The 23,050-nt window shown below is 55.3% G+C and carries 19 protein-coding genes; 8 read left to right on the top strand and 11 right to left on the bottom strand.

Features of this window, described 5'->3' with window-relative positions; translation table 11 throughout:
* The first annotated feature begins 109 nt into the window (after nt 1-109).
* The 5 genes from nagE to N7922_RS17360 all read left to right on the top strand — a co-directional run bounded on the left by nagE (nt 110) and on the right by N7922_RS17360 (nt 8,965).
* Complete coding sequence (gene nagE / locus N7922_RS17380) at nt 110-2,131, top strand: N-acetylglucosamine-specific PTS transporter subunit IIBC (protein WP_263097510.1); 2,022 nt, start codon at nt 110-112, stop codon at nt 2,129-2,131.
* A gap of 112 nt (nt 2,132-2,243) precedes the next feature.
* On the top strand, nt 2,244-2,675 hold the full coding sequence (locus N7922_RS17375) for a hypothetical protein (protein WP_263097509.1): 432 nt from the start codon (nt 2,244-2,246) through the stop codon (nt 2,673-2,675).
* A gap of 83 nt (nt 2,676-2,758) precedes the next feature.
* Nucleotides 2,759-4,426, top strand: a complete 1,668-nt coding sequence (gene glnS / locus N7922_RS17370; RefSeq protein ID WP_263097508.1) for a glutamine--tRNA ligase — start codon at nt 2,759-2,761, stop codon at nt 4,424-4,426.
* Between the two features lie 441 nt (nt 4,427-4,867).
* Nucleotides 4,868-6,265, top strand: coding sequence for a chitoporin ChiP (gene chiP, locus N7922_RS17365; protein WP_263097507.1), 1,398 nt, complete (start codon nt 4,868-4,870; stop codon nt 6,263-6,265).
* 45 nt (nt 6,266-6,310) lie between these two features.
* Nucleotides 6,311-8,965 (top strand): beta-N-acetylhexosaminidase, encoded by a 2,655-nt coding sequence (locus tag N7922_RS17360; RefSeq protein ID WP_263097506.1) that lies wholly within the window; start codon nt 6,311-6,313, stop codon nt 8,963-8,965.
* A 96-nt stretch (nt 8,966-9,061) separates the two neighbouring features.
* On the opposite strand, the gene fur is transcribed toward N7922_RS17360, so the two are convergent.
* The 4 genes from fur to ybfF form a co-directional block, all read right to left on the bottom strand.
* The gene (gene fur, locus N7922_RS17355) at nt 9,062-9,508 is read right to left on the bottom strand and encodes a ferric iron uptake transcriptional regulator (RefSeq protein ID WP_061494468.1); all 447 of its coding nucleotides are present in this window, start codon (nt 9,506-9,508) and stop codon (nt 9,062-9,064) included.
* Between the two features lie 288 nt (nt 9,509-9,796).
* Entirely contained in the window at nt 9,797-10,327 is a 531-nt protein-coding gene (fldA, locus tag N7922_RS17350; RefSeq protein WP_263097505.1) for a flavodoxin FldA, read from the bottom strand.
* A gap of 162 nt (nt 10,328-10,489) precedes the next feature.
* The gene (gene ybfE / locus N7922_RS17345) at nt 10,490-10,771 is read right to left on the bottom strand and encodes a LexA regulated protein (protein WP_263097504.1); all 282 of its coding nucleotides are present in this window, start codon (nt 10,769-10,771) and stop codon (nt 10,490-10,492) included.
* Nucleotides 10,772-10,906: 135 nt separating this feature from the next.
* Entirely contained in the window at nt 10,907-11,680 is a 774-nt protein-coding gene (gene ybfF, locus N7922_RS17340) for an esterase (RefSeq protein ID WP_263097503.1), read from the bottom strand.
* Nucleotides 11,681-11,862: 182 nt separating this feature from the next.
* On the opposite strand from ybfF, the gene seqA reads away from it, so the two are divergent.
* Nucleotides 11,863-12,417: a replication initiation negative regulator SeqA gene (gene seqA / locus N7922_RS17335; RefSeq protein ID WP_263097502.1), complete on the top strand. Its 555-nt coding sequence runs from the start codon at nt 11,863-11,865 to the stop codon at nt 12,415-12,417.
* 25 nt (nt 12,418-12,442) lie between these two features.
* Entirely contained in the window at nt 12,443-14,083 is a 1,641-nt protein-coding gene (gene pgm / locus N7922_RS17330; RefSeq protein WP_263097501.1) for a phosphoglucomutase (alpha-D-glucose-1,6-bisphosphate-dependent), read from the top strand.
* A gap of 79 nt (nt 14,084-14,162) precedes the next feature.
* Here pgm and N7922_RS17325 read toward each other — a convergent pair whose 3' ends face one another.
* From N7922_RS17325 to kdpF, 7 genes are read right to left on the bottom strand one after another with little or no spacing between them, the layout of a single operon-like run.
* On the bottom strand, nt 14,163-14,591 hold the full coding sequence (locus N7922_RS17325; protein ID WP_263097500.1) for an EamA family transporter: 429 nt from the start codon (nt 14,589-14,591) through the stop codon (nt 14,163-14,165).
* A gap of 33 nt (nt 14,592-14,624) precedes the next feature.
* Nucleotides 14,625-15,302: a two-component system response regulator KdpE gene (gene kdpE / locus N7922_RS17320; protein WP_263097499.1), complete on the bottom strand. Its 678-nt coding sequence runs from the start codon at nt 15,300-15,302 to the stop codon at nt 14,625-14,627.
* Complete coding sequence (kdpD, locus tag N7922_RS17315; protein WP_263097498.1) at nt 15,299-17,986, bottom strand: two-component system sensor histidine kinase KdpD; 2,688 nt, start codon at nt 17,984-17,986, stop codon at nt 15,299-15,301. The genes kdpE and kdpD overlap by 4 nt, the downstream gene beginning before the upstream one ends.
* A 3-nt stretch (nt 17,987-17,989) precedes the next feature.
* Nucleotides 17,990-18,565 carry a potassium-transporting ATPase subunit KdpC gene (gene kdpC, locus N7922_RS17310; protein ID WP_263097497.1) on the bottom strand — a complete coding sequence of 192 codons (576 nt, stop codon included), beginning with the start codon at nt 18,563-18,565 and terminating at the stop codon, nt 17,990-17,992.
* 12 nt (nt 18,566-18,577) lie between these two features.
* Nucleotides 18,578-20,626 (bottom strand): potassium-transporting ATPase subunit KdpB, encoded by a 2,049-nt coding sequence (gene kdpB, locus N7922_RS17305; RefSeq protein ID WP_263097496.1) that lies wholly within the window; start codon nt 20,624-20,626, stop codon nt 18,578-18,580.
* Nucleotides 20,627-20,646: 20 nt separating this feature from the next.
* Nucleotides 20,647-22,323, bottom strand: a complete 1,677-nt coding sequence (gene kdpA / locus N7922_RS17300) for a potassium-transporting ATPase subunit KdpA (RefSeq protein ID WP_263097495.1) — start codon at nt 22,321-22,323, stop codon at nt 20,647-20,649.
* Nucleotides 22,323-22,412: a K(+)-transporting ATPase subunit F gene (gene kdpF, locus N7922_RS17295; RefSeq protein ID WP_020457044.1), complete on the bottom strand. Its 90-nt coding sequence runs from the start codon at nt 22,410-22,412 to the stop codon at nt 22,323-22,325. The genes kdpA and kdpF overlap by 1 nt, the downstream gene beginning before the upstream one ends.
* 346 nt (nt 22,413-22,758) lie before the next feature.
* On the opposite strand from kdpF, the gene N7922_RS17290 reads away from it, so the two are divergent.
* The gene (locus N7922_RS17290; RefSeq protein WP_263097494.1) at nt 22,759-22,965 is read left to right on the top strand and encodes a YbfA family protein; all 207 of its coding nucleotides are present in this window, start codon (nt 22,759-22,761) and stop codon (nt 22,963-22,965) included.
* Nucleotides 22,966-23,050 lie beyond the last annotated feature (85 nt).

Genomic DNA, 23,050 nt, shown 5'->3' with positions numbered 1-23,050 from the left:
TTCACACACTCTGCAGTGTAGTGAGAAAATAGCCGTGATTTCAGGTTAGTTACACAATAAAAAACGACTGTTTCAGTGAGCTCTCGTCGGGTTCATAGGGGGAATAAAAGTGAGTATCCTAGGTTATCTGCAAAAGATTGGTCGCGCACTGATGGTGCCCGTGGCCACGCTGCCTGCAGCAGCAATTTTGATGGGGGTCGGTTACTGGATTGACCCGGTTGGCTGGGGCGGTTCAAACGCGCTGGCGGCGTTCTTTATTCAGTCCGGCTCCGCCATTATCGACAACATGGGCGTGCTGTTTGCGGTCGGTGTCGCGTACGGTATGTCTAAAGATAAAGATGGCGCTGCGGCGCTGGCAGGGTTCGTTGGCTTCCTCGTGTTGACCACGCTCTGTTCGCCTGCTGCGGTCGCCATGATCCAGAAAATCCCGGCGGATCAGGTGCCGGCTGCGTTCGGCAAAATCAAAAACCAGTTCGTGGGTATTCTGGTCGGTATTATTGCTGCGGAACTCTATAACCGCTTCAGCAGCGTTGAGCTGCCAAAAGCGCTTTCTTTCTTCAGCGGCCGCCGTCTGGTGCCGATCCTCACCTCGTTTGTGATGATCGTGGTGGCATTCATCATGATGTTCATCTGGCCGGTTGTGTTTAGCGGTCTGGTGGGCTTTGGTGAACATATCCAGAAACTCGGCTCAATTGGCGCTGGCGTTTATGCCTTCTTTAACCGCTTGTTGATCCCGGTGGGCCTGCACCACGCGCTGAACTCCGTGTTCTGGTTCGACGTGGCGGGTATTAATGATATTCCTAACTTCCTTGGCGGTGCACAGTCCATCGAAGCAGGTAAAGCGGTCGTTGGCGTGACAGGGCGTTATCAGGCGGGCTTCTTCCCAATCATGATGTTCGGTCTGCCTGGCGCTGCGCTGGCGATTTACCACTGCGCACGTCCGGAAAATAAAGCCAAAGTGCTGGGTATCATGATGGCAGGCGCATTTGCTGCCTTCTTCACCGGCATTACCGAGCCGCTGGAATTCTCCTTTATGTTCGTCGCGCCGGTACTGTATGTGATCCATGCGGTGTTAACCGGTATCTCCGTATTTATCGCGGCGAGTATGCAGTGGATTGCCGGTTTCGGCTTCAGCGCCGGTCTGGTGGATATGGTGCTGTCGTCCCGTAACCCGCTGGCGACCCACTGGTGGATGCTGATCCCACAAGGTCTGGTGTTCTTCGTTATCTACTACGTAATTTTCCGTTTCACCATTACCAAATTCAACCTGCTGACGCCGGGCCGTGAGCTGGCAGTTGCGGGTGACGAAGCAGACGGTAAGGATGTGAATGTCAGCGCGAATACCGAGCAGGATGTGAGCGGTCTGGCGCGTCAGTACATTGCCGCCATCGGCGGTTCCGCTAACCTGACCGGCATTGATGCCTGCATCACTCGTCTGCGTTTAACGGTGAAAGACTCTTCGCTGGTGAACGAATCCATGGCGAAACGCCTGGGTGCGTCCGGCGTGATCCGTCTGAATAAAACCGGCGTGCAGATTATCGTTGGCTTTGTGGCGGAAAAAATCGCTGACGCAATGCGTTCCGCTGGCGACGTTCCGGCTGCTGGCCAGGCTGCGCCGAATGCGGCTCCGGCGGCTGCGGTAAAGCCTCAGGCGGTACCGAACGCGACAACAATCGCTGAGTTGGTATCGCCGGTAACAGGTGAGCTGTTCTCGCTGGATCAGGTGCCGGATGAAGCCTTTGCCAGCAAAGCCGTGGGTGACGGCGTGGCGGTGAAACCGACGGAAAGCGTGGTGGTTTCGCCGGCAGCGGGCACCATCGTGAAAATCTTCAACACTAACCATGCGTTTTGCCTGGAAACAGAAAAAGGCGCGGAGATCGTTGTTCATATGGGCATCGATACCGTTACGCTGGGCGGTCAGGGCTTTACCCGGCTGGTGGAAGAGGGCGCTGATGTGGTGGCAGGTCAGCCGATCCTTGAAATGGATCTGGCATACCTCAACGCCAATGCACGTTCGATGATTAGCCCGGTTGTGGTCAGCAATATTGACGACTTCTCCGGTCTGGTCGTTAAAGCGCAGGGTCACGTTGTGGCGGGTCAGACGCCTCTGTATGACATTAAAGGCAAGTAGTTGCTCCTGAGTCAGCATTGATGCCTTAAGCGGCGGGGGAAACCTCGCCGCTTTTTTTTACCCCGATATCAATCAGTGCCATACTCGTGCCTCGCTTTCATGGAGGTGTGTGATGAAACGGATGCTGTTTTCACTCTGCTTGCTGCTGACGCTGAGCGGTTGTTTGCCGCGCTATGCGATGATTCGCCCTGGTTACGATATTGATGTGCGTAATCGCGAGGGGGAGCCGCTCCCAAATGCCACCCTGTGGGTGCGCACCGGACGTTCACCGCCGGGGTATTTTCCGCCGCCGGAGTCATTCCAGGCGGACGCGCAGGGGCATATCCACGTCGAAAAAAAATCCCGGTGGGAGAAGATCATTTTCTTTATTCACGGCACTCATTTTTATCGCTGGAGCTGGTGTATCGACGCACCTGGCTATATGCCCCGTAGCGGCGAGGGTGAGGAGATCAGCAGCCCGCTGATCCTTACGCCAACTGCGCAAACAGAGCGCTGCCGGTATGCGGACGAGTACGCAGACTCTATTTCCAGCGGGCATCGCTGATTTGTATAAGTAAAGGTTGTTTCCTGCGTCCTCTTATTAGATCATGCACCGTTATATGTTGTTTACGCTTTGAGGAACCCGTGATGAGTGAGGCTGAAGCCCGCCCGACTAACTTTATTCGCCAGATCATTGATGAAGATCTGGCCAGTGGTAAGCACACCACCGTCCATACCCGTTTTCCGCCTGAACCGAATGGCTATTTGCACATTGGCCACGCGAAATCTATCTGCCTGAACTTCGGTATCGCCCAGGATTATCAAGGGCAGTGCAACCTGCGTTTCGATGACACTAACCCGGTAAAAGAAGACATCGAGTACGTTGAGTCGATCAAAAACGATGTGCAATGGTTGGGCTTCCACTGGTCCGGCAATATCTGCTACTCCTCTGATTACTTCGATCAATTGCACCAGTACGCGATTGAGCTGATCAACAAAGGCCTGGCGTATGTTGATGAACTCTCTGCCGAAGAGATCCGCGAATACCGCGGTACGCTGACGCAGCCGGGTAAAAACAGCCCGTACCGCGATCGCAGCGTGGAAGATAACCTCGCGCTGTTCGAAAAAATGCGCAGCGGCGGCTTCGAAGAAGGTAAAGCCTGCCTGCGCGCGAAAATCGATATGGCCTCGCCGTTTATCGTGATGCGCGATCCGGTGTTGTATCGCATCAAATTTGCCGAGCATCACCAGACCGGCAACAAGTGGTGCATCTACCCGATGTATGACTTTACCCACTGCATCAGCGATGCGCTGGAAGGCATCACCCATTCGCTGTGTACGCTGGAATTCCAGGATAACCGCCGTCTGTATGACTGGGTTCTGGACAACATCACCATCCCGGTTCACCCGCGTCAGTACGAGTTTTCGCGTCTGAATCTGGAATACACCGTCATGTCCAAGCGTAAGCTGAACCTGCTGGTCACCGACAAGCACGTGGAAGGCTGGGATGACCCGCGTATGCCGACGATTTCCGGTTTACGCCGCCGCGGTTATACCGCTGCTTCCGTTCGCGAGTTCTGTAAACGCATCGGTGTGACCAAACAAGACAACACCATTGAGATGGCGTCGCTGGAATCCTGCATTCGTGAAGATCTGAACGAAAACGCTCCGCGCGCGATGGCGGTTATCGATCCGGTGAAACTGGTTATCGAAAACTACCCGCAGGGCGGCAGTGAAATCGTCTCCATGCCGAATCATCCGAACAAGCCGGAAATGGGCACCCGCGAAGTGCCGTTCAGCGGTGAGATTTGGATCGATCGCGCAGATTTCCGCGAAGAAGCCAATAAGCAGTACAAACGTCTGGTGCTGGGCAAAGAAGTGCGCCTGCGTAACGCGTACGTGATCAAAGCAGAGCATGTGGAGAAAGACGCCGAAGGCAATATCACCACGATTTTCTGTTCATATGATGCGGAAACCCTGAGCAAAGATCCGGCCGACGGTCGCAAAGTGAAAGGCGTGATCCACTGGGTCAGCGCTCCGCATGCAATGCCGGTTGAAATCCGTTTGTACGACCGCTTGTTCAGTATTCCGAACCCGGGCGCTGCGGAAGATTTCCTGGCGACCATCAACCCGGAATCGCTGATCATTAAACAGGGGTATGCCGAGCCTTCACTGAAAGAGGCGGAAGCCGGTAAAGCCTACCAGTTCGAGCGTGAGGGCTATTTCTGCCTCGACAGCCGCCATGCAAGCGCTACCAAAGCGGTGTTTAACCGTACCGTTGGTCTGCGCGACACCTGGGCTAAAATCGGCGACTGATCCGGTCAACCCTGAACAATTCCCTCCAAACGCCGCGTCCCGCGGCGTTTTTTTTTGCTTATCGATTAGCTGGTTACCGTCCATTAACATTCGCGTCGCGAATTAATATGTCGTCTTATTGACCTTTCCTTTATCAGAAAAAAGATAACAGCACACAGTTTTGCTGCTGTAAACGTTATCATTTTTATGTTAACTATAGAAAATATAAGTATTTTTTAGTTATCATCAAAAATTAAGCATCCTGTTACAAAATGCGTCTGATTATGTGCACTTCGTCATAATCTTGCATTTTGCTCACTTAAAGGCATTGATAATTCGCGTCGCGAAAAATACTCTTAAGACGGTAGTTACTTCGGGGATATTTTATAACTACCTGTAATGATTGGTGTTTTCATTTCTCGCCGTCATGGCGATTTTCTATCCGTCAATAAGGAATCACACATGCGTACATTTAGTGGCAAACGCAGTACGCTGGCGCTGGCTATCGCCGGTATCACAGCAATGTCGGGTTGGGTTGCATCTTCAGACGTTCATGCAGCAGGCTTTATCGATGATTCCACGCTCACGGGCGGTATTTATTACTGGCAGCGTGAACGTGACCGTAAAGATGTTCTGGACAGCAAATACAAAACCAACCTGTCGCACTCAACGTGGAATGGCAGCCTGGATTTCCAGTCGGGTTATGCCGCCGATATGTTCGGCCTGGATATTGCCGCCTTCACCGCCATTGAAATGGCGGAAAATGGCGACAGCGCACACCCTAATGAAATTGCCTTCTCTTCCAGCAATAAAGCCTACAAAGAAGACTGGTCAGGAGATAAGAGCGGGGTCAGCCTGTATAAAGCTGCGGCGAAATTTAAATACGGCCCGGTCTGGGCACGCGCCGGTTACATTCAGCCTACCGGGCAGACATTATTAGCGCCGCACTGGAGCTTTATGCCGGGGACTTACCAGGGGGCGGAAGCCGGCGCGGTGTTTGATTATGGCAACGCGGGTGCGCTTAGCTTCTCCTACATGTGGACCAACGAGTACAAGTCGCCGTGGCATATCGAAATGGACAAATTTTATCAGAACGATAAAAAGACCAAAGTCGACTATCTCCACTCCGTTGGCGCGAAATATGACTTCAAAAACGATCTGATTCTGGAAGCTGCATTCGGTCAGGCGGAAGGGTATGTGGATCAGTACTTCGCCAAAGCCAGCTACAAATTCAATGTGGTTGGCAACCCGCTGACCACCAGCTACCAGTTCTACGGCACCCGCGATAAAGTCAGCGATGGCGGTGTGAATGATATCTATGATGGCGCCGCCTGGCTGCAGGCATTGACCTTCGGTTATAAAGTTGGCCCGGTCGATCTCCGCCTTGAAGGCACGTGGGTTAAAGCCGATGGCCAACAGGGCTACTTCCTGCAGCGTATGACCCCTACTTATGCTTCCTCCAATGGTCGTCTGGATGTGTGGTGGGATAACCGCTCCGACTTTAACGCCAACGGCGAAAAGGCCATTTTCTTCGGCGCGATGTATGACCTGAAAGGCTGGAATCTGCCTGGTTTTGCGGTTGGCGCGTCTTATGCCTACGCCTGGGATGCTAAACCTGCCGACATGGCCACTCCGGATGCGTACTACGATCCGAACTACCGTCTGAAAGAGTCTGCCTACAGCCTGGATGCGATTTACACCGTTCAGGATGGCCGGGCAAAAGGCACGATGTTCAAACTGCACTTCACCCAGTACGACAACCATTCCGATATCCCGAGTTACTCCGGCGGTTACGGCAACATCTTCCAGGATGAGCGCGACGTGAAGTTTATGGTTATCGCCCCATTCACCATTTTTTGATGCGTTATTTGCCGGGGTAACCCGGCAAAATACAAGGAATAAGTCATGAAAAACGTACGCTTAACGATACTGGCCAGTACGATACTGGGGATCCTAAGCAGCCCGGCGGCGCTGGCGAATCAACGTACCGTTGATGCCATCAGCCAGTTTCATCTTAACTACGCCATTACGGATAACCACGCGGCGCAGAATGGCGTGGATTGCGCCAAACTGGGTGCCGACTGGGCATCGTGTAACAAAGCCGTGGTCACCCTGACCAATAATGGTGCTGCGGTGACGGATAAAGACTGGGCGATCTATTTTCACAGCATCCGGCAGATCCTCAACGTTGCGAATGATCAGTTTAAAGTCACCCACATTATGGGTGATCTGCACAAGCTGGAGCCAACGGAGAAATTCACCGGTTTTCCGGCAAAACAGTCGGTAGAGATCCCGATTATCAATGAGTACTGGCAGTTGTTTATTACCGATGTGATCCCGCGCTGGTATGTGGCCTCCGACGGGGCAACGGCAAAAGTGATTGCCAATACCGACACCGAAACGTTGTCGCAGTTTGTCAGCCCGCTGGGTGAGCAGTGGAAGCGCACGGCGGATGATAAAAACATTCTGATGACGGCTGAAGCACGCTTTGAGAAAAACAGTGATGTCAAAACGCTGAACCTGCAAACCCTGCGCGGGCAGATTGTCCCTACGCCGCAGGCGGTGAAAATCCACGGGCAGGATGTCGATCTGAGCAACGGTGTGAAACTGGATCTCTCTGCGCTGAGTCGTGATGCACAGGACGCGGTGAAAACCCGTTTTGCGCTGCTGGGAGTGAAAGCGGGGAGCTATCCTGTTCGCAGCGTCATTGCGACCCGTGATTTCAACGACGACGAGGCGGTATCTGGCGCTTATACTTTGCATATTGGCGCCAAAGAAGCCGTAGTAACCGGTTACGATCAGGCCGGGGTGTTCTACGGTTTGCAATCACTGCTGTCGCTGATCCCAACGACAGGCGCAATGAAAGTTGCCGCGCTGGACGCCAAAGATGCGCCACGCTTTGACTACCGCGCAATCCAGTTGGATGTCGGGCGTAACTTCCACAGCAAGGATGCGGTACTGCGTCTGCTGGATCAGATGGCGGCCTACAAACTGAATAAATTCCACTTTCATCTCAGTGATGATGAAGGCTGGCGTATTGAGATCCCCGGCCTGCCGGAGCTGACCGATATTGGCAGCAAACGTTGCCACGATCTGAGCGAAAAAACCTGCCTGTTGCCGCAACTGGGTTCTGGCCCGGACAGCAACAACAACGGGAGCGGTTTCTTTACCCGCGCGGATTACATCAAGATCCTGAAGTATGCGAAGGCCCGGCAGATCGAGGTCATTCCGGAAATCGACATGCCGGCCCATGCGCGTGCGGCAGTGATCTCCATGGAAGCCCGTTACGATCGACTGATGAAAGAGGGCAACGAGCAGGCCGCGGCGCAGTTCCGCTTGCTGGATCCAACGGATACCTCCAACACCACCGGGGTACAGTTTTATAACCGTACCGGCTACCTTAACCCGTGCCTCGACTCATCACGCAATTTCGTCGACAAAGTGATCGGTGAAATCCAGCAGATGCATAAAGAGGCGGGCCTGCCGCTGCAAACCTGGCATTTTGGTGGCGATGAGGCGAAAAATATTTACCTCGGCGTTGGCTACACCGATCAGAAGAACCCGGAGGCGGGCAAAGGCATCATCGATAAGAGCAAGCAGGACAAGCCGTGGGCGAAGTCGCAGGCGTGCCAGGCGATGATCAAAGACGGAAAAGTGACGGATGTTGAGCATCTTTCCAGCTATTTTGGCGTTGAAGTCAGCAAACAGGTGAAAGCCCGCGGTATTAATACGATGCAGGCCTGGCAGGATGGTCTGAAAGATGCCAAAGACGCGTCGGTATTCGCCACCGACCATGTCAACGTTAACTTCTGGGACACGCTCTACTGGGGCGGTTTTGACTCGGTTAATGACTGGGCGAACAAAGGGTTCCGCGTTATTGTCTCCAACCCGGATTATGTCTATCTCGATTTCCCGTATGAAGTGAACCCGCAAGAGAGCGGCTATTACTGGGGCACACGCTTTAGCGACGAACGTAAGATCTTCAGTTTCGCGCCGGACAATATGCCGCAAAACGCCGAAACCTCTGTCGACCGGGATGGCAACCCCTTTACCGCGAAGTCAGATAAACCGTGGCCTGGGGCGTATGGTCTCTCTGCGCAGTTGTGGAGCGAAGTGGTGCGCACCGATAACCAGATGGAGTATATGATTTATCCGCGTCTGGTTGCGGTGGCGGAGCGCGCATGGCATCGCGCGGCCTGGGAGCAGGACTACAAAGCCGGACGTGAGTATAAAGGCGGTGAAACGCACATGGTCGATGTTCGTGCCCTGGATAAAGACTGGACGCGCTTTGCCAACGTGTTAGGCAGTCGCGAGCTGGCGAAACTGGATAAAGCGGGTATTCAGTACCGCCTGCCGGTGCCGGGTGCTCGCGTGGTGGGCGGCGTGCTTGAAGCCAACACCAGCTTCCCTGGCATGGTGGTGGAGTACTCCACCGACGGCGGTAAACACTGGCAGCGTTATAACGATAGCGCCCGCCCGCAGGTGAGTGGGGACGTGCAGGTGCGCACCGCCAGCCCGGACGGAAAACGCGTGAGTCGTGTGGATAGTGTCAAAGCGTGATCGCTATGCAAGCCGGATAGGGCGCAGCCTGCTGCTGTTATCCGGCAACTAAAAAAAAGCCAACCGTCAGGTTGGCTTTTTGCATATCAGAATGGATTATTTCGCGTCGTGCGCGCTTTCATCTTCGCGGCAGTCACCTTCGGCGCAGTGGCCATACAGGTAGAGACTGTGGTTCGTCAGACGAATGCCGTGTTTAGCGGCGATTTCACGCTGACGCGCTTCAATAGAATCATCACTGAATTCGATCACTTTGCCGCAATCGAGGCAAATCAGGTGATCGTGGTGATGTTGCTGGGTCAGTTCAAAAACGGACTTGCCGCCTTCGAAGTTATGACGGGTCACAATGCCGGCGTCATCGAACTGGTTCAATACACGGTAAACCGTAGCCAGGCCGATCTCTTCGCCCATGTCGATCAGTCGCTTGTATAAATCTTCCGCACTGACATGATGGTTATCCGGCTCCTGAAGAACTTCCAGGATTTTTAACCGAGGAAGCGTGACTTTCAGGCCGGCCTTCTTTAATGCGGTATTGTTGTCAGTCATGCGGAATCTGTCCTGTTGCTATACGATTCACTTCCTTAGCGGAAGTTATAGGAATGCACCTGGGATAATGCGTCTCATTATAGAACTGCCATGCCTAAATGAAAACTGCAAGCCCTCAAGTAAAGTAAGCTTATAAAACGTGGTGTCGCCGACAAAGTCCCGTGCGGCAGCCCAAGTTTAGCAGGGCTTATTGTACAGTGATGAATAAAAAAGTTAAAAATTTGTAGCAATTATTTCCATCGCTTGTACCTATTAATACGGCGCAACCCACAGGCTGCGCCGTAAACATCAGGCATTAATGATGTCGTCCAGGTGCAGCTCTTCCGAAACCTGCTTAACCCATTTCTGCACGCGTTCTGCGGTCAGTTCCGGCTGACGATCTTCATCAATCGCCAGACCCACAAAGTGATCATCATCCACCAGGCCTTTAGACGCTTCAAAATGGTAGCCAGCGGTCGGCCAGTGGCCCACGATGGTGGCGCCGCGCGGTTCAATGATGTCGCGGATAGTCCCCAGCGCATCACAGAAATATTCGGCGTAATCTTCCTGGTCGCCGCAACCGAACAGGGCGACTAATTTACCGTTGAAGTCTACTTCTTCCAGCGTCGGGAAAAAGTCATCCCAGTCGCACTGCGCTTCGCCATAATACCAGGTTGGGATGCCGAGCAGCAGAATGTCATAGCCTTCGAGATCTTCTTTGCTGCTCTTGGCAATATCATGTACATCGGCAACGTCTTTACCAAGCTGTTTTTGAATCATTTTCGCGATATTTTCGGTGTTGCCGGTATCGCTGCCGAAGAAAATGCCTGTAATTGCCATGAGTAAAATAACCTCTTGAAACTTAATGAGATGGTGGTGGCGTTTAGCCCACAGATAAGGGCAATCATAGCAGAACAGAGAAGCGCGCGGAAACAGCTATCGCGCCGGACTGCACTCTATGACACACGAAAAAGGCGTAAAAGCGGTGATTCGGAGGATTCGCTATCCGCGTAAGGCGTTGAGCTGGGCCAGCAGCATCTCTTCAATAAGCTCGCTACGGCTCATTTCACGGGCATCCGCCAGCTCGTTCAACGCATCTACCGCTTCAACATTCAGTTTCAATTCAACGCGTTTGAGCCCGCGAACTTTATCGCGTTTTAGCTGGTTACGTTTGTTGATGCGCAACTGTTCATCGCGCGCGAGCGGGTTGGTCTTGGGTCGTCCCGGACGACGCTCATTCGCGAACAGATCTAGTGTCGTACGGTCCGTTTGTTCTTTAGCCATGGTTTAAGCAGCATACTACGGGAAAGACAAGCAATCGGGACGTTGCCCCGGGCTGAATAGCGCGCCATCATACATCAGCGCAACGGGCGCGCCAACGACCGGGCGCGTTCAAACGACCGGTCGCCGTCTTTTTAATCAGTTTGCCTTTTCAGCGAGATAACGACGGATAGCGCGCATGACCGCTTCCGGTTTCTCTGCGTGCACCCAGTGGCCCGCTCCGGCTATCACATGCGCTCGCGCTTGCGGAAATTGCGCCAGCAGGGCGTCACGGTATGCTTCCGTCACATACGGCGAATTGCCGCCGCGTACGAACAGCGCAGGCTTATCCCATGCCGGGACATTTTCCCAACCAACGATGTGCGCATACTGATCCCACAATACCGGGACATTAAAGCGCCAGTCGCCGTCGACAAACGATTTCAGCAGAAACTGGATCACGCCTTCTTCTTTTATTTCTTCACGCATTAGCGCGGCGGCTTGTTGGCGTGTGACGGCGTGTGCGTGGCTCACGGCGTTGATGGCGGCGAAAATCTCATCGTGGCGGCGCACGTTATAATCCACCGGCGCGATATCAATCGCCACCAGTTGGTCGATGCGCTCTGGTGCCAGCGTGGTGAGCGCCATGACGGCTTTACCGCCCATAGAGTGACCGATAAAGGTCGCTTTTCCGATGTCGTGGGCATCAAGCGTGTCCAGCAGATCCTGCGCCATCGCCGGGTAGTTCATCTCCGGCGAGCGGGGAGAAAGGCCGTGGTTGCGCATATCCACTTGCAGCACGTCGTGGTCCTGCGTCAGATCGCGGGCAAGCACGCCGAGGTTGTCCAGACTGCCAAACAGGCCGTGAACAAGGACGACCGGAGAATTGTTGTGCGGTTGTTGCGCAGATTGCGCGCGCGTATTCAATTTCATGGCAAAGTTCTTTTTTTCACTCTATCGGGTTAGGTTATTATGTTGAACATTCTGCCGCCCTGCTGCAAGGTTCAGAATTACTCTGAGTTTTGCTGCGACCCTGGTTTGACGCTATCCGCTGTTGAGATTTCACTTTATAATCCCAACACTTGTATTCAGATAAGATACCGCACTGGATTAAGATGAAAACGATCGAAGTTGATGATGAGCTCTACTCCTATATCGCCAGCCACACGAAGCATATCGGCGAGAGCGCATCCGACATTTTACGGCGCATGCTGAAATTTTCCGCCGTGTCACAGTCACCACCTGCCGCTTCCCTCACGCCGGTAAAAGAGACGCGTACTGTCAGTACCGTTGACGGGGTTAAACCGGCGAACACCGCCAAAGACAAAGTTCGTGCCGTCCGCGAACTGCTGCTGTCTGATGAATACGCTGAGCAGAAAAAGGCCGTTAATCGTTTCCTGCTGGTGCTGTCTACACTCTATTCACTCGATGGCAAAGGGTTTACGGAATCCACCGAGTCTCTGCACGGGCGCACGCGCGTATACTTTGCTGCGAATGAGCAAACGTTGTTGCAGAGCGGCAACCAGACCAAGCCGAAACAGGTGCCGAACACCCCTTACTGGGTCATCACCAACACCAATACGGGTCGTAAATGCAGCATGATCGAGCACATCATGCAGTCGATGCAGTTCCCTGCGGAATTGATTGAAAAAGTTTGCGGCACAATTTAAATCCTTGCATTGAAAGGACCAGGCAATGGCAAACCATCCACGTGCGGGGCAACCTGCACAACAGAGTGATTTGATTAACGTCGCTCAGCTTACTGCGCAGTACTATGTGCTGAAACCGGAAGTCGGTAATTCAGAACATGCGGTGAAATTCGGTACTTCCGGACACCGGGGCAGCGCAGGTCGCCACAGCTTTAACGAGCCGCATATTCTGGCTATCGCTCAGGCGATTGCAGAAGAGCGCGCTAAAAACGGAATTACCGGGCCGTGCTATGTGGGGAAAGACACGCACGCGCTGTCTGAACCGGCGTTTATCTCCGTGCTGGAAGTGCTGACAGCGAACGGCGTTGACGTCATCGTGCAGGAGAACAACGGCTTTACGCCAACGCCTGCGGTTTCTAACGCGATTCTGGTGCACAACAAAAACGGCGGCGCGCAGGCTGATGGCATCGTGATTACGCCGTCGCATAACCCGCCGGAAGATGGCGGCATCAAATACAACCCACCCAATGGCGGCCCGGCGGACACCAACGTGACCAAAGTGGTTGAAGACCGCGCTAACGCTCTGCTGGCCGATGGCCTGAAAGGCGTTAAACGCATCACGCTGGATGCTGCGCTGGCCTCGGGCCACGTTGTTGAAAAAGATCTGGTGCAGCCGTTTATTGAAGGGCTGGCGGATATCGTCGATATGGCGGCTATCCAGAAAGCCGGTCTGAAACTTGGCGTCGATCCGCTCGGCGGTTCCGGTATTGAGTACTGGAAGCGCATTGCAGAGCATTACAAGCTGGATCTGACTATTGTTAACGATCAGGTCGATCAGACTTTCCGCTTTATGCACCTTGATAAAGATGGCGTGATCCGCATGGATTGCTCCTCTGAGTCTGCGATGGCGGGTCTGCTGGCGCTGCGTGACAAATTCGATCTGGCCTTTGCTAACGATCCGGATTATGACCGTCATGGCATCGTGACCCCGGCGGGTCTGATGAATCCGAACCACTACCTGGCGGTGGCAATTAACTATCTGTTCCAGCATCGTCCGCAGTGGGGCAAAGACGTTGCCGTGGGTAAAACGCTGGTCTCTTCCGCGATGATCGACCGCGTGGTGAACGATCTGGGCCGTAAGCTGGTGGAAGTGCCGGTTGGCTTTAAATGGTTTGTTGACGGCCTGTTCGACGGCAGTTTTGGTTTCGGCGGCGAAGAGAGCGCAGGGGCCTCTTTCCTGCGTTTCGACGGTACGCCGTGGTCAACCGATAAAGACGGTATCATCATGTGTCTGCTGGCGGCGGAAATTACTGCTGTCACCGGGAAAAACCCGCAGCAGCATTATGATGAACTGGCTGTACGCTTCGGTGCGCCGAGCTATAACCGTCTGGGCGCCAGCGCCACCTCCGCACAGAAAGCGGCACTCTCTAAGCTCTCTCCGGAAATGGTTAGCGCCAGCACGCTGGCAGGCGACCCGATCACCGCACGTCTGACTGCTGCTCCGGGCAACGGCGCGTCTATTGGCGGTCTGAAAGTGATGACCGACAACGGCTGGTTTGCCGCGCGTCCGTCCGGCACAGAAGACGCCTACAAAATCTACTGTGAAAGCTTCCTCGGTGCTGAACACCGTAAGCAGATTGAGAAAGAAGCGGTAGAGATTGTCAGCGAAGTGCTGAAAAACGCATAAGTGCTTACATAAGCGCTTAAAAGAAAAAGGCTCCTGCGGGAGCCTTTTTACGTTGGATGGCGTGGTAACGCGCTTGCACTTACCCCAGCGCCACCATCAGCGCCCCGGCAGTAATTAACGCGACACCCGCCGCAGCAACCAGCGACACTTTCTCGCCAAACAGCACCACCGCCAGGATCACCGCAAACACCACGCTTAATTTATCGATGGGCGCAACCCGCGACACATTGCCGCTTTTGATGGCCATAAAGTAGAACAGCCACGACAGTGCGCCCGCCACGCCGCTTAATACCACAAACAGCAGCGCTTTTTTATCGGCAAGCACGGTTGCCACCAGCGATAGCTTGCCCTGAACCACCACCACACCCACCAGAAACAGCGCCATCACCACCGCACGAATAGCGGTAGCGGTATTGGCGTCGAGGTGTTGCAAGCCGATTTTGCCGAAAATAGCCACCAGCGCGGCGGTGACCGCCGATAGCAGGGCGTAGATTAACCAGGCGCTCATCGTTCTCCTCCAAAAAATCAGAAGGATACGCCGTCAGAGCATAAACCGGTAGCCAATACCTGTTTCCGTAAGTAAATGGCGGGGGCGGGCCGGATCGACTTCCAGTTTCTGGCGCAGGTGGCCCATATAGATACGCAGATAATGGCTGTGCTCCACGGCGTTGGGTCCCCATACCTGGCTGAGCAACTGGCGTTGGGTTAACACTTTGCCGTGATTATTAAGCAGCACCGCCAGCAGACGAAACTCGATAGGTGTCAGATGGATCTCTTCTTCACCGCGCTGAATACGGCGGCTGGCGAGATCAACGCGAATATCGGAAAAGACGATCACCGGTTCATCCGGGCCGCTGGCGGCGTGGCGTCGCAGCGCTACCCGCAGGCGGGCCTGAAGTTCGCCGATGCCAAAAGGCTTACTGAGATAATCATCCGCACCGGCATCCAGCGCGGCGATTTTATCGCTCTCTTCCGCGCGGGCGGAGAGAACGATTACCGGCATCTGGCTCCACTGGCGCAGATCGCGAATAAAATCGAGCCCGTCGCCATCCGGCAGACCCAGATCGAGGATCACCAGGTCGGGCTTGCGCGTCGCTGCCTCAATTAACCCGCGTTGCAGTGTCTCCGCTTCGTGCACACGCAGACCTTCCGCTTCCAGCGCGGTGCGCAGAAAACGGCGGATAGCTTGTTCATCTTCGACAATCAGAACGTTAATCACAGATCCTCTGCCAGTTCATCCAGTTGCGGCGGTGTTTCAAGCGGCAGTGTAACACAAAACAGTGCGCCGCCTTGCGGGCGGTTACGGGCGCTAATGGTGCCACCGTGAACATCCACAATGGCCTGGCAAATCGCCAGCCCAAGCCCGACGCCGGGAATGGCTGATTCTTTGCTGCCACGGGCGAACTTGTCAAAAATCGCCTGTTCCTGGCCTGCCGGGATCCCCGGCCCGTTATCCCACACTTCCAGCGTCAGTTGCTCCGGAGTGCTGTACGCATTAATACCAATATCCGCCCGCCAGCCGGCATATTTCACCGCATTTTCCAGCAGATTAATCAGCACCCGCTCAAATAACGGGCCATCCACGTGGACCAGCATCAACGGATCGGGTAATTCGAGGGCAATATGCCGCCCGCCCAGCCCCGGTTCGAGGGTTTTCAATGCGCTACCGACCACTTCTTCCAGCGTCAGCCACTCTTTCTTCAGATTAAAGCCGCCAGACTGAATTCGCGCCATATCCAGCAGGTTATTCACCAGACGGGTGGTATTCAGCACATGTTGGCGGATTTCATTGGCTTGCGGCGCATGTTTCGAACCTTCGCTGGCGAGATCCAGCGTGAGGATTTCCGCCTGACCAAACAACACCGTCAGCGGCGTGCGTAAATCATGGGAGAGGGCGGCCAGCAACGAGTTGCGGATACTTTCCCGCTCACTGGCAAGCCTTGCCTGCTCCTCGCTGGTGGCCAGCGCCTGGCGCTCCAGCGCGTTGGCCACCAGCAAGGTAAAGGTTTCCAGCAAGCGTTGTTGTTCGGGGATCATCAACTGACGCAGGTTCGCCGGTTCGACAATCAATAGCCCGTGAGTTTTCTGGTCGCTTTTCAGCGGCAATATTTGATACGGCACGCCAGGCAGCGTGTCGGTGCCGGCTCCCGCTGGCTGGCCTTTATCAAAACTCCAGCGCGCAATCGCATCGTCCCACGGCGTCATGCCTTGTGCAGGCGTTAATGCGCCAAGATGCCCGGTGCTGTCCGGCAGCAACAATTTGCTGCGGGCATTAAACGTGGAGTGAATAAACGTTTCGCAGGTGGTGGCGATATCCCGGTTGCTGCGCCCGACCGCCAGCGCTTTGGACATCTCATACAGATGGCGGGTGCGTTGCTCCCGGTAGCGCGCCACGCGCGCCTGGTAACGCACCCCCGCAGTCAGATTACCGATAACCAGCCCGACGGTGAGCATCACGCCAAAGGTCAGTAGATATTGCACATCCGACACGGCCAGCGTGCCGCGTGGCGCAATAAAAAACAGGTCGAAGCTGACGACGTTGATCACCGTGGCAAAAGCGGAGGGCCAGCGGCCAAAAAACAGCGCCACCAGCACCACGCCAAGCAGATAAATCATCACCAGGTTGGCGGCATCAAATGCGGTCAGCCACTGCATGGCGATCAAGGTAATGGCGGCGCAAAGGGCAAGGGCGACCACGCACCCTCTCAGTTGCACGCCCCAACGCTCCATAAACGGACGCACATCGCCGGCGCGCGCGGGGAGGGTGACGGGCGCATCCTCCAGCGCAATGATCACCAGGTCGAGATCCGGCGCGCGACGAGCCAGACGATCGGCGAACGATTCACGGCTCCAGCGCTGTCGTTTGTTACGGCGACCAATCAGGATCTTGCCGAGATTGTGTTCGCGGGCGTAGCGCAAAATGGCTTTATCTTCCGCCGGATCGGAGAGGGTGGCGGTTTCCGCTCCCAGCTCCTGCGCCAGGCGCAGCGTACTTAAGATGGCCCGCCGCTGTGGCTCCGGCAGTTTATGCAGCGTGGGCGTCTCAACATAGACCGCATGCCAGACACTCCCCAGCTTGGCCGCCAGTCTTGCCGCTGTGCGGATCAGTTTCTCATTGCCCGCACCGTGGCCGATGCAGAGTAAAATTGCGTCGCGGGTGTGCCAGACTTTTTCTTCGCCCTGGCGGTCGCGCCAGGCCCGCATCTGATCGTCCACCCGATCGGCGGTGCGCCGCAGCGCCAGCTCGCGCAGGGCAATCAGGTTGCCTTTGCGGAAGAAGTGTTCGATGGCGCGTTCCGCCTGGCCACCGATATACACCTTGCCTTCGTGCAGTCGCTGGCGCAAATCGTCCGGCGGTAAATCCACCAGCACCACTTCATCGGCGCTGTCGAAAAAGGGATCCGGCACCGTTTCACGCACCTGGATACCGGTCACCCCGCTGACCACATCGTTAAGGCTTTCCAGATGCTGAACGTTAACAGTGGTAAAAACGTCTATCCCCGCTTCCAGCAGCTCTTCCACATCCTGCCAGCGTTTCGGGTGGCGTGAACCGGGAGCATTACTGTGCGCCAGTTCGTCCATCAAAATAAGCGCCGGACGCCGCGCAAGGGCGGCGTCCAGATCAAACTCCTGAATTAAGCGACTACGATGGTGGATCCGTCGGGCGGGCTGTGTCGCCAGCCCGTCCAGCAGTGCGGCGGTCTCTTTACGACCATGGGTTTCCACCACGCCAATCAGAATATCCAGCCCTTGCGCCCGCAACCGCTGTGCTTCCTGTAACATGGCAAAGGTTTTACCCACCCCGGCGCAGGCGCCGAAAAAGACTTTCAGCTTGCCGCGGTGCGCGGTGGCGGCATGCTCCAGCAGGCGATCGGGGTTGGGGCGCAAAGGCTCATCAGTCATGCTTTATTTGTCCTTGAGCGCATCCAGCGCCAGATTAAGATCAACCACGTTTACCACCGGCTGACCGATAAAATTCACCAGCGGCGTTGTTGTGTGCTCTGCCACCAGTTTTGTCACTTCCTGCACCGACAGATTACGCGCCTGAGCAACGCGCGGGATCTGCCAGCGTGCCGCATCCGGCGAGATTTGCCCATCCAGGCCGCTGGCTGAGGCGGTGATCAGATCCACCGGCACATGCGCATCGGCTTGTGGGTTGGCGGCGCGCAGTTGCGCGACGCGCTGGGCGACCTCTTTATCCAGCTCCGGGTTGCTGCCCGCCAGATTGCTGCCGCCAGATGCCATGGGATTATAGGGCGCGTCTGCGGTTGCGGAAGGGCGACCGTGAAAATAACCCGGCGCGCTAAAATCCTGCCCTAACAAATGCGATCCACGTATAGCGTCACCTTCGCGGATCAGCGAACCGTTCGCCTGATCGTGAAACCACCATTGCCCCAGTGCGGTGGTAACCAGCGGATACAGCCCGCCGGTAATCAGGGTAAAGAGTATCAAAAGCAGAAATGCGGGACGTAATAAAGCCATCTTTTATACCTCTTATACCAGGCCGAACAGTGTGAGGACCAGGTCAATCGCTTTGATGCCGATAAACGGCACCACCAGACCACCCAGCCCATAAATCCACAGGTTACGGCGCAGCATGGCGGACGCGGTCAGCGGTTTGTAACTCACCCCTTTCAGCGCCAGCGGAATAAGAAACACAATCACCAGCGCGTTAAAGATCACGGCGCTTAAGATTGCCGACGCCGGGGAGTAGAGATGCATGACGTTCAGGGCATTCAACTGCGGGTACGTTGCGGCAAACGCTGCCGGAATAATGGCGAAGTATTTCGCCACATCGTTCGCGATACTGAAGGTGGTCAGTGAACCGCGCGTCATCAGCATCTGTTTACCGATATGCACCACTTCAATCAACTTGGTGGGGTTGGAATCCAGATCCACCATGTTGCCCGCTTCTTTCGCCGCCTGGGTCCCGGAGTTCATCGCAACAGCCACATCGGCCTGCGCCAGCGCGGGCGCATCGTTGGTGCCGTCGCCGGTCATGGCCACCAGTCGACCTTCCGCCTGATACTGGCGGATGAGCGCCAGTTTGGCTTCCGGCGTTGCTTCGGCAAGAAAGTCGTCGACTCCCGCTTCCGCGGCAATCGCCGCCGCGGTTAAGCGGTTATCGCCAGTGATCATCACCGTTTTAATGCCCATTTTACGCAACTGAGCAAAACGCTCCTTAATCCCGCCTTTGACGATGTCTTTCAGGGCAATCACGCCAAGCACTTTTGCCCCTTCGGCCACCACCAGCGGGGTCGCGCCCTGGCGAGCCACGCGTTCAACCAGTGCTTCAACATCTGCCGGGAACTGACCGCCGTTAGCGTCGATATGGCGACGAATGGCGTCTACCGAGCCTTTGCGGATCATGCGGTCCTGCACATTGATGCCGCTCATGCGGGTCTGCGCGGTAAACGGCACAAAGGTGGCCTGCAAACTTTGCACATCCCGTTCGCGTAAGTTAAAGCGCTGTTTTGCCAGGATCACGATACTGCGGCCTTCCGGCGTTTCATCGGCCAGCGATGAGAGCTGCGCGGCATCGGCGAGGGTTTTCTCATCCACACCCTGCGCAGGCAGGAAGTCTGACGCTTGGCGGTTTCCGAGCGTGATGGTGCCGGTTTTATCCAGCAGCAGGACGTCGACGTCGCCCGCGGCTTCGACCGCACGACCGCTGGTGGCTATCACGTTGGCCCCCAGCATACGGCTCATTCCGGCGACACCAATCGCCGACAACAATCCGCCGATAGTGGTCGGGATCAGGCACACCAGCAAGGCCACCAACACAGTCACGCTTACCGCCGTGCCGCCATACACCGAGAATGGCCACAGCGTGGCGGTTGCCAGCAGGAACACAATCGTCAGCGCCACCAGCAGGATAGTCAGGGCGATCTCATTGGGGGTTTTGCGACGCTGTGCACCTTCCACCATGGCGATCATCCGGTCGAGGAAGGTTTCACCCGGGTTTACGCTGCACTGGATCACCAGCCAGTCAGAAAGGATGCGTGTACCGCCGGTCACCGAGGCAAAGTCGCCGCCGGATTCGCGGATCACCGGGGCGGATTCGCCGGTAATGGCGCTTTCATCCACCGATGCGCCCCCTTCGATCACTTCGCCATCGCAGGGGATAATATCCCCGGCTTCCACCAGCACCACATCGCCTTTGCGCAGGTCTGACGCCGGGACGTGATCGATCTGCGCATCATGTTGCGGTGCGCGCAGTTTGCGGGCGAAAGCGGTTTTCTTCACCCCTTTGAGGCTATTGGCTTGGGCTTTGCTGCGGCCTTCCGCCAGCGCTTCGGCAAAGTTGGCGAACAGCACGGTTACCCACAGCCACAGACTGACTGCGCCGGTAAACCACGCGCTGCCGGCAAGATGACCGGAGGCCATGGCAATCGCCAGTACGGTGGTTAACACGCTGCCGATCCAGACAATAAACATTACCGGGTTACGCCACTGTACCGTTGGGCTTAACTTGGTCACGGAATCCATGAGCGCCTGACGAACAAGATGCGGTTCGAACAGGGCCAGTTGCTTGCGACTCATATCACGCGTCTCCGCCTGTCTCAAAATAAGAGGTATTCCGCCACCGGGCCAAGCGCCAGGGCAGGAATAAAGGTCAATGCGCCAACCAGCAAGATGGTGCCAATCAGCAGGCCGATAAACAGCGCGCCGTACGTTGGCAGCGTTCCGGTGCTGGCAGGCTGAATTTTCTTCGCCACCAGCGACCCGGCAATGGCCATCACCGGTACGATCACCCCAAAGCGGCCAAAGAACATGCAGAACGCCAGCAGGCAGTTCCAGAACGGGGTGTTAGCACTCAAGCCAGCAAAGGCGCTGCCGTTGTTATTGGCGGCGGAGGAGACGGCGTACAGCACTTCGCTGAAACCGTGGATCCCCGGGTTGAATATGCCGCTGCGCCCGGCATCGGTCATCATCGCCAGCGCCGTGCCGATCAGCACCAGAGCCGGGGTGACAAGGATGGCCAGCGCGGTCATTTTCATTTCCCGCACGTCGATTTTTTTACCGAGATATTCCGGCGTGCGGCCAATCATCAGCCCGGCGATAAATACCGCCAGCAGCACAAACAGCAACATGCCGTACAACCCGGCGCCCACGCCGCCAAACACCACTTCGCCAATCTGCATTAACCACATCGGGATCATGCCGCCCAGCGCGGTAAAGGAGTCATGCATAGCATTGACCGCACCGCAGGACGCTGCCGTGGTGATGACCGCATAGAGGCTGCTGACCAGAATGCCGAAGCGGCTCTCTTTGCCTTCCATATTGATGGCGCTGTCGCCGCCAAGCGTCAGGAAGTGCGGGTTACCTTGCAGTTCCGCCCACATTACGAGTGCGGCGCACACCACGAAGATCAGCGACATCGCCCACAACAGGGCATGGCCCTGGCGACGATCGCCGACCGCATCGCCAAACGCAAAACACAGCGCCGCCGGGATCAGGAAGATCGCCAGCATCTGTACGACGTTGGTCAGGGCGGTCGGGTTCTCAAACGGATGAGCGGAGTTGGCATTGAAGAAGCCGCCGCCGTTAGTGCCGAGCATTTTGATCGCTTCTTGCGAGGCGACCGGACCCATCGGCAACAGATGCTGCACGCCTTCCAGCGAGGTGTAGGGCTGGTAGGCCAAAACGTTTTGCAGTGTGCCTTGTTGAATGAAAAACAGTGCGATGATCAAAGACAACGGCAACAGCACCCACAACGTAATGCGCGTGATATCCACCCAGGCGTTGCCCAGCGTTTCCATGCTGCGCCGTGAAAAGGCGCGGATCAGCGCGAACGCAACGGCAATACCGGTTGCGGCGGAGAGGAAGTTTTGCACCGTCAACCCGACCATCTGGCTGAAATAACTCAGGGTGCTTTCACCGGCATAGGATTGCCAGTTGGTGTTAGAGACAAAACTGACCGCAGTATTGAGCGCCAGATGCCAGGAGAGTCCCGGCAGGTTTTGCGGGTTCAACGGCAGAATGCCTTGCAGCATCAGCAGTAGAAACAGCAATACCAGCCCAAAGACGTTCAGCAGCAATATGGCGAGCAAATAACGCCGCCAGCTCATTTCCCGGGTATCTATCCCGAGCCCACGCCAGAGGATATTTTCCACCGCCGCAACGCCGGGTAACGACTGACCGGCGATCATTTTCGCCAGCAGCGATCCCAGCGGGCGCGCGAGAAGAAACAGCACCAGCAAAAAGCTGGCGATCAGAAGAAACGCCTGGCCTGCCATCAGAAAGCCTCCGCGTTAATCAGGGCGTAAACCAGATAGCCCAATAACAGGAAAACCAGCACGATGCCGATTACCACGCCTGCACTCACAATTCACCTCCGGGGTGATTTAAGGATGTGCAGAAAAAGTAGGATTTTTGGCGCAAAGATTTCGCAAAAATCGGCGGGAGGGGTGTAAAAAAAATATAAAGATCCGCTAAGCCACAATTTAACTAATGGTTAGTATTAATTTAACTGTTCTGTAACTTAGTTACCGGCTGAATGTAAATAAAGCGATTATTGGCAAAAAAAAGTGGTCGGATGAGTAGTAAAATTACCAACAAGCCGGTACTATTTTAACCAGATTCCAGCGCAGCCCTGATTTTTCGTAGTTAGCTTTCAGCGGCGGTGAATATTTTTCCGGTGAGTGTTACCGGCCTGACAAAGGGGAGAGATTATGAACACATACAAAGAGTTTCCGGCACATATTGTGTTAATGCGTCGCGCTTTCGCCATTGTGGTCGGCGTACTGGCATTACCGGTGATGATGTTCTGGAAAGATCGCGCACGTTTTTACAGCTATCTGCACCGCGTTTGGGCAAAAACCAGCGACAAACCGGTATGGATGGCGCAGGCCGAAAAAGCGACCTGCGACTTCTACTGATCGGCAATACACAGCAAATAGATAATCGACTACACACAGCAAACCGATCGCGCCACCGCCACTGCGGTGGTTTTTTTTATCCCTC

Origin of the sequence: Kosakonia sp. ML.JS2a (assembly GCF_025642095.1) — a bacterium.
Classification (GTDB): Bacteria; Pseudomonadota; Gammaproteobacteria; order Enterobacterales; family Enterobacteriaceae.
This window is presented reverse-complemented; position numbering and strand designations above follow the sequence as displayed.

Coding starts and splice junctions, on each gene's coding strand:
- N7922_RS17375 (WP_263097509.1), top strand. CDS start 2,244: ATGAAACGGATGCTGTTTTCACTCTGCTTGCTGCTGACGCTGAGCGGT.
- glnS (WP_263097508.1), top strand. CDS start 2,759: ATGAGTGAGGCTGAAGCCCGCCCGACTAACTTTATTCGCCAGATCATT.
- chiP (WP_263097507.1), top strand. CDS start 4,868: ATGCGTACATTTAGTGGCAAACGCAGTACGCTGGCGCTGGCTATCGCC.
- N7922_RS17360 (WP_263097506.1), top strand. CDS start 6,311: ATGAAAAACGTACGCTTAACGATACTGGCCAGTACGATACTGGGGATC.
- fur (WP_061494468.1), bottom strand. CDS start 9,508: ATGACTGACAACAATACCGCATTAAAGAAGGCCGGCCTGAAAGTCACG.
- fldA (WP_263097505.1), bottom strand. CDS start 10,327: ATGGCAATTACAGGCATTTTCTTCGGCAGCGATACCGGCAACACCGAA.
- ybfE (WP_263097504.1), bottom strand. CDS start 10,771: ATGGCTAAAGAACAAACGGACCGTACGACACTAGATCTGTTCGCGAAT.
- ybfF (WP_263097503.1), bottom strand. CDS start 11,680: ATGAAATTGAATACGCGCGCGCAATCTGCGCAACAACCGCACAACAAT.
- seqA (WP_263097502.1), top strand. CDS start 11,863: ATGAAAACGATCGAAGTTGATGATGAGCTCTACTCCTATATCGCCAGC.
- pgm (WP_263097501.1), top strand. CDS start 12,443: ATGGCAAACCATCCACGTGCGGGGCAACCTGCACAACAGAGTGATTTG.
- N7922_RS17325 (WP_263097500.1), bottom strand. CDS start 14,591: ATGAGCGCCTGGTTAATCTACGCCCTGCTATCGGCGGTCACCGCCGCG.
- kdpD (WP_263097498.1), bottom strand. CDS start 17,986: ATGACTGATGAGCCTTTGCGCCCCAACCCCGATCGCCTGCTGGAGCAT.
- kdpC (WP_263097497.1), bottom strand. CDS start 18,565: ATGGCTTTATTACGTCCCGCATTTCTGCTTTTGATACTCTTTACCCTG.
- kdpB (WP_263097496.1), bottom strand. CDS start 20,626: ATGAGTCGCAAGCAACTGGCCCTGTTCGAACCGCATCTTGTTCGTCAG.
- kdpA (WP_263097495.1), bottom strand. CDS start 22,323: ATGGCAGGCCAGGCGTTTCTTCTGATCGCCAGCTTTTTGCTGGTGCTG.
- N7922_RS17290 (WP_263097494.1), top strand. CDS start 22,759: ATGAACACATACAAAGAGTTTCCGGCACATATTGTGTTAATGCGTCGC.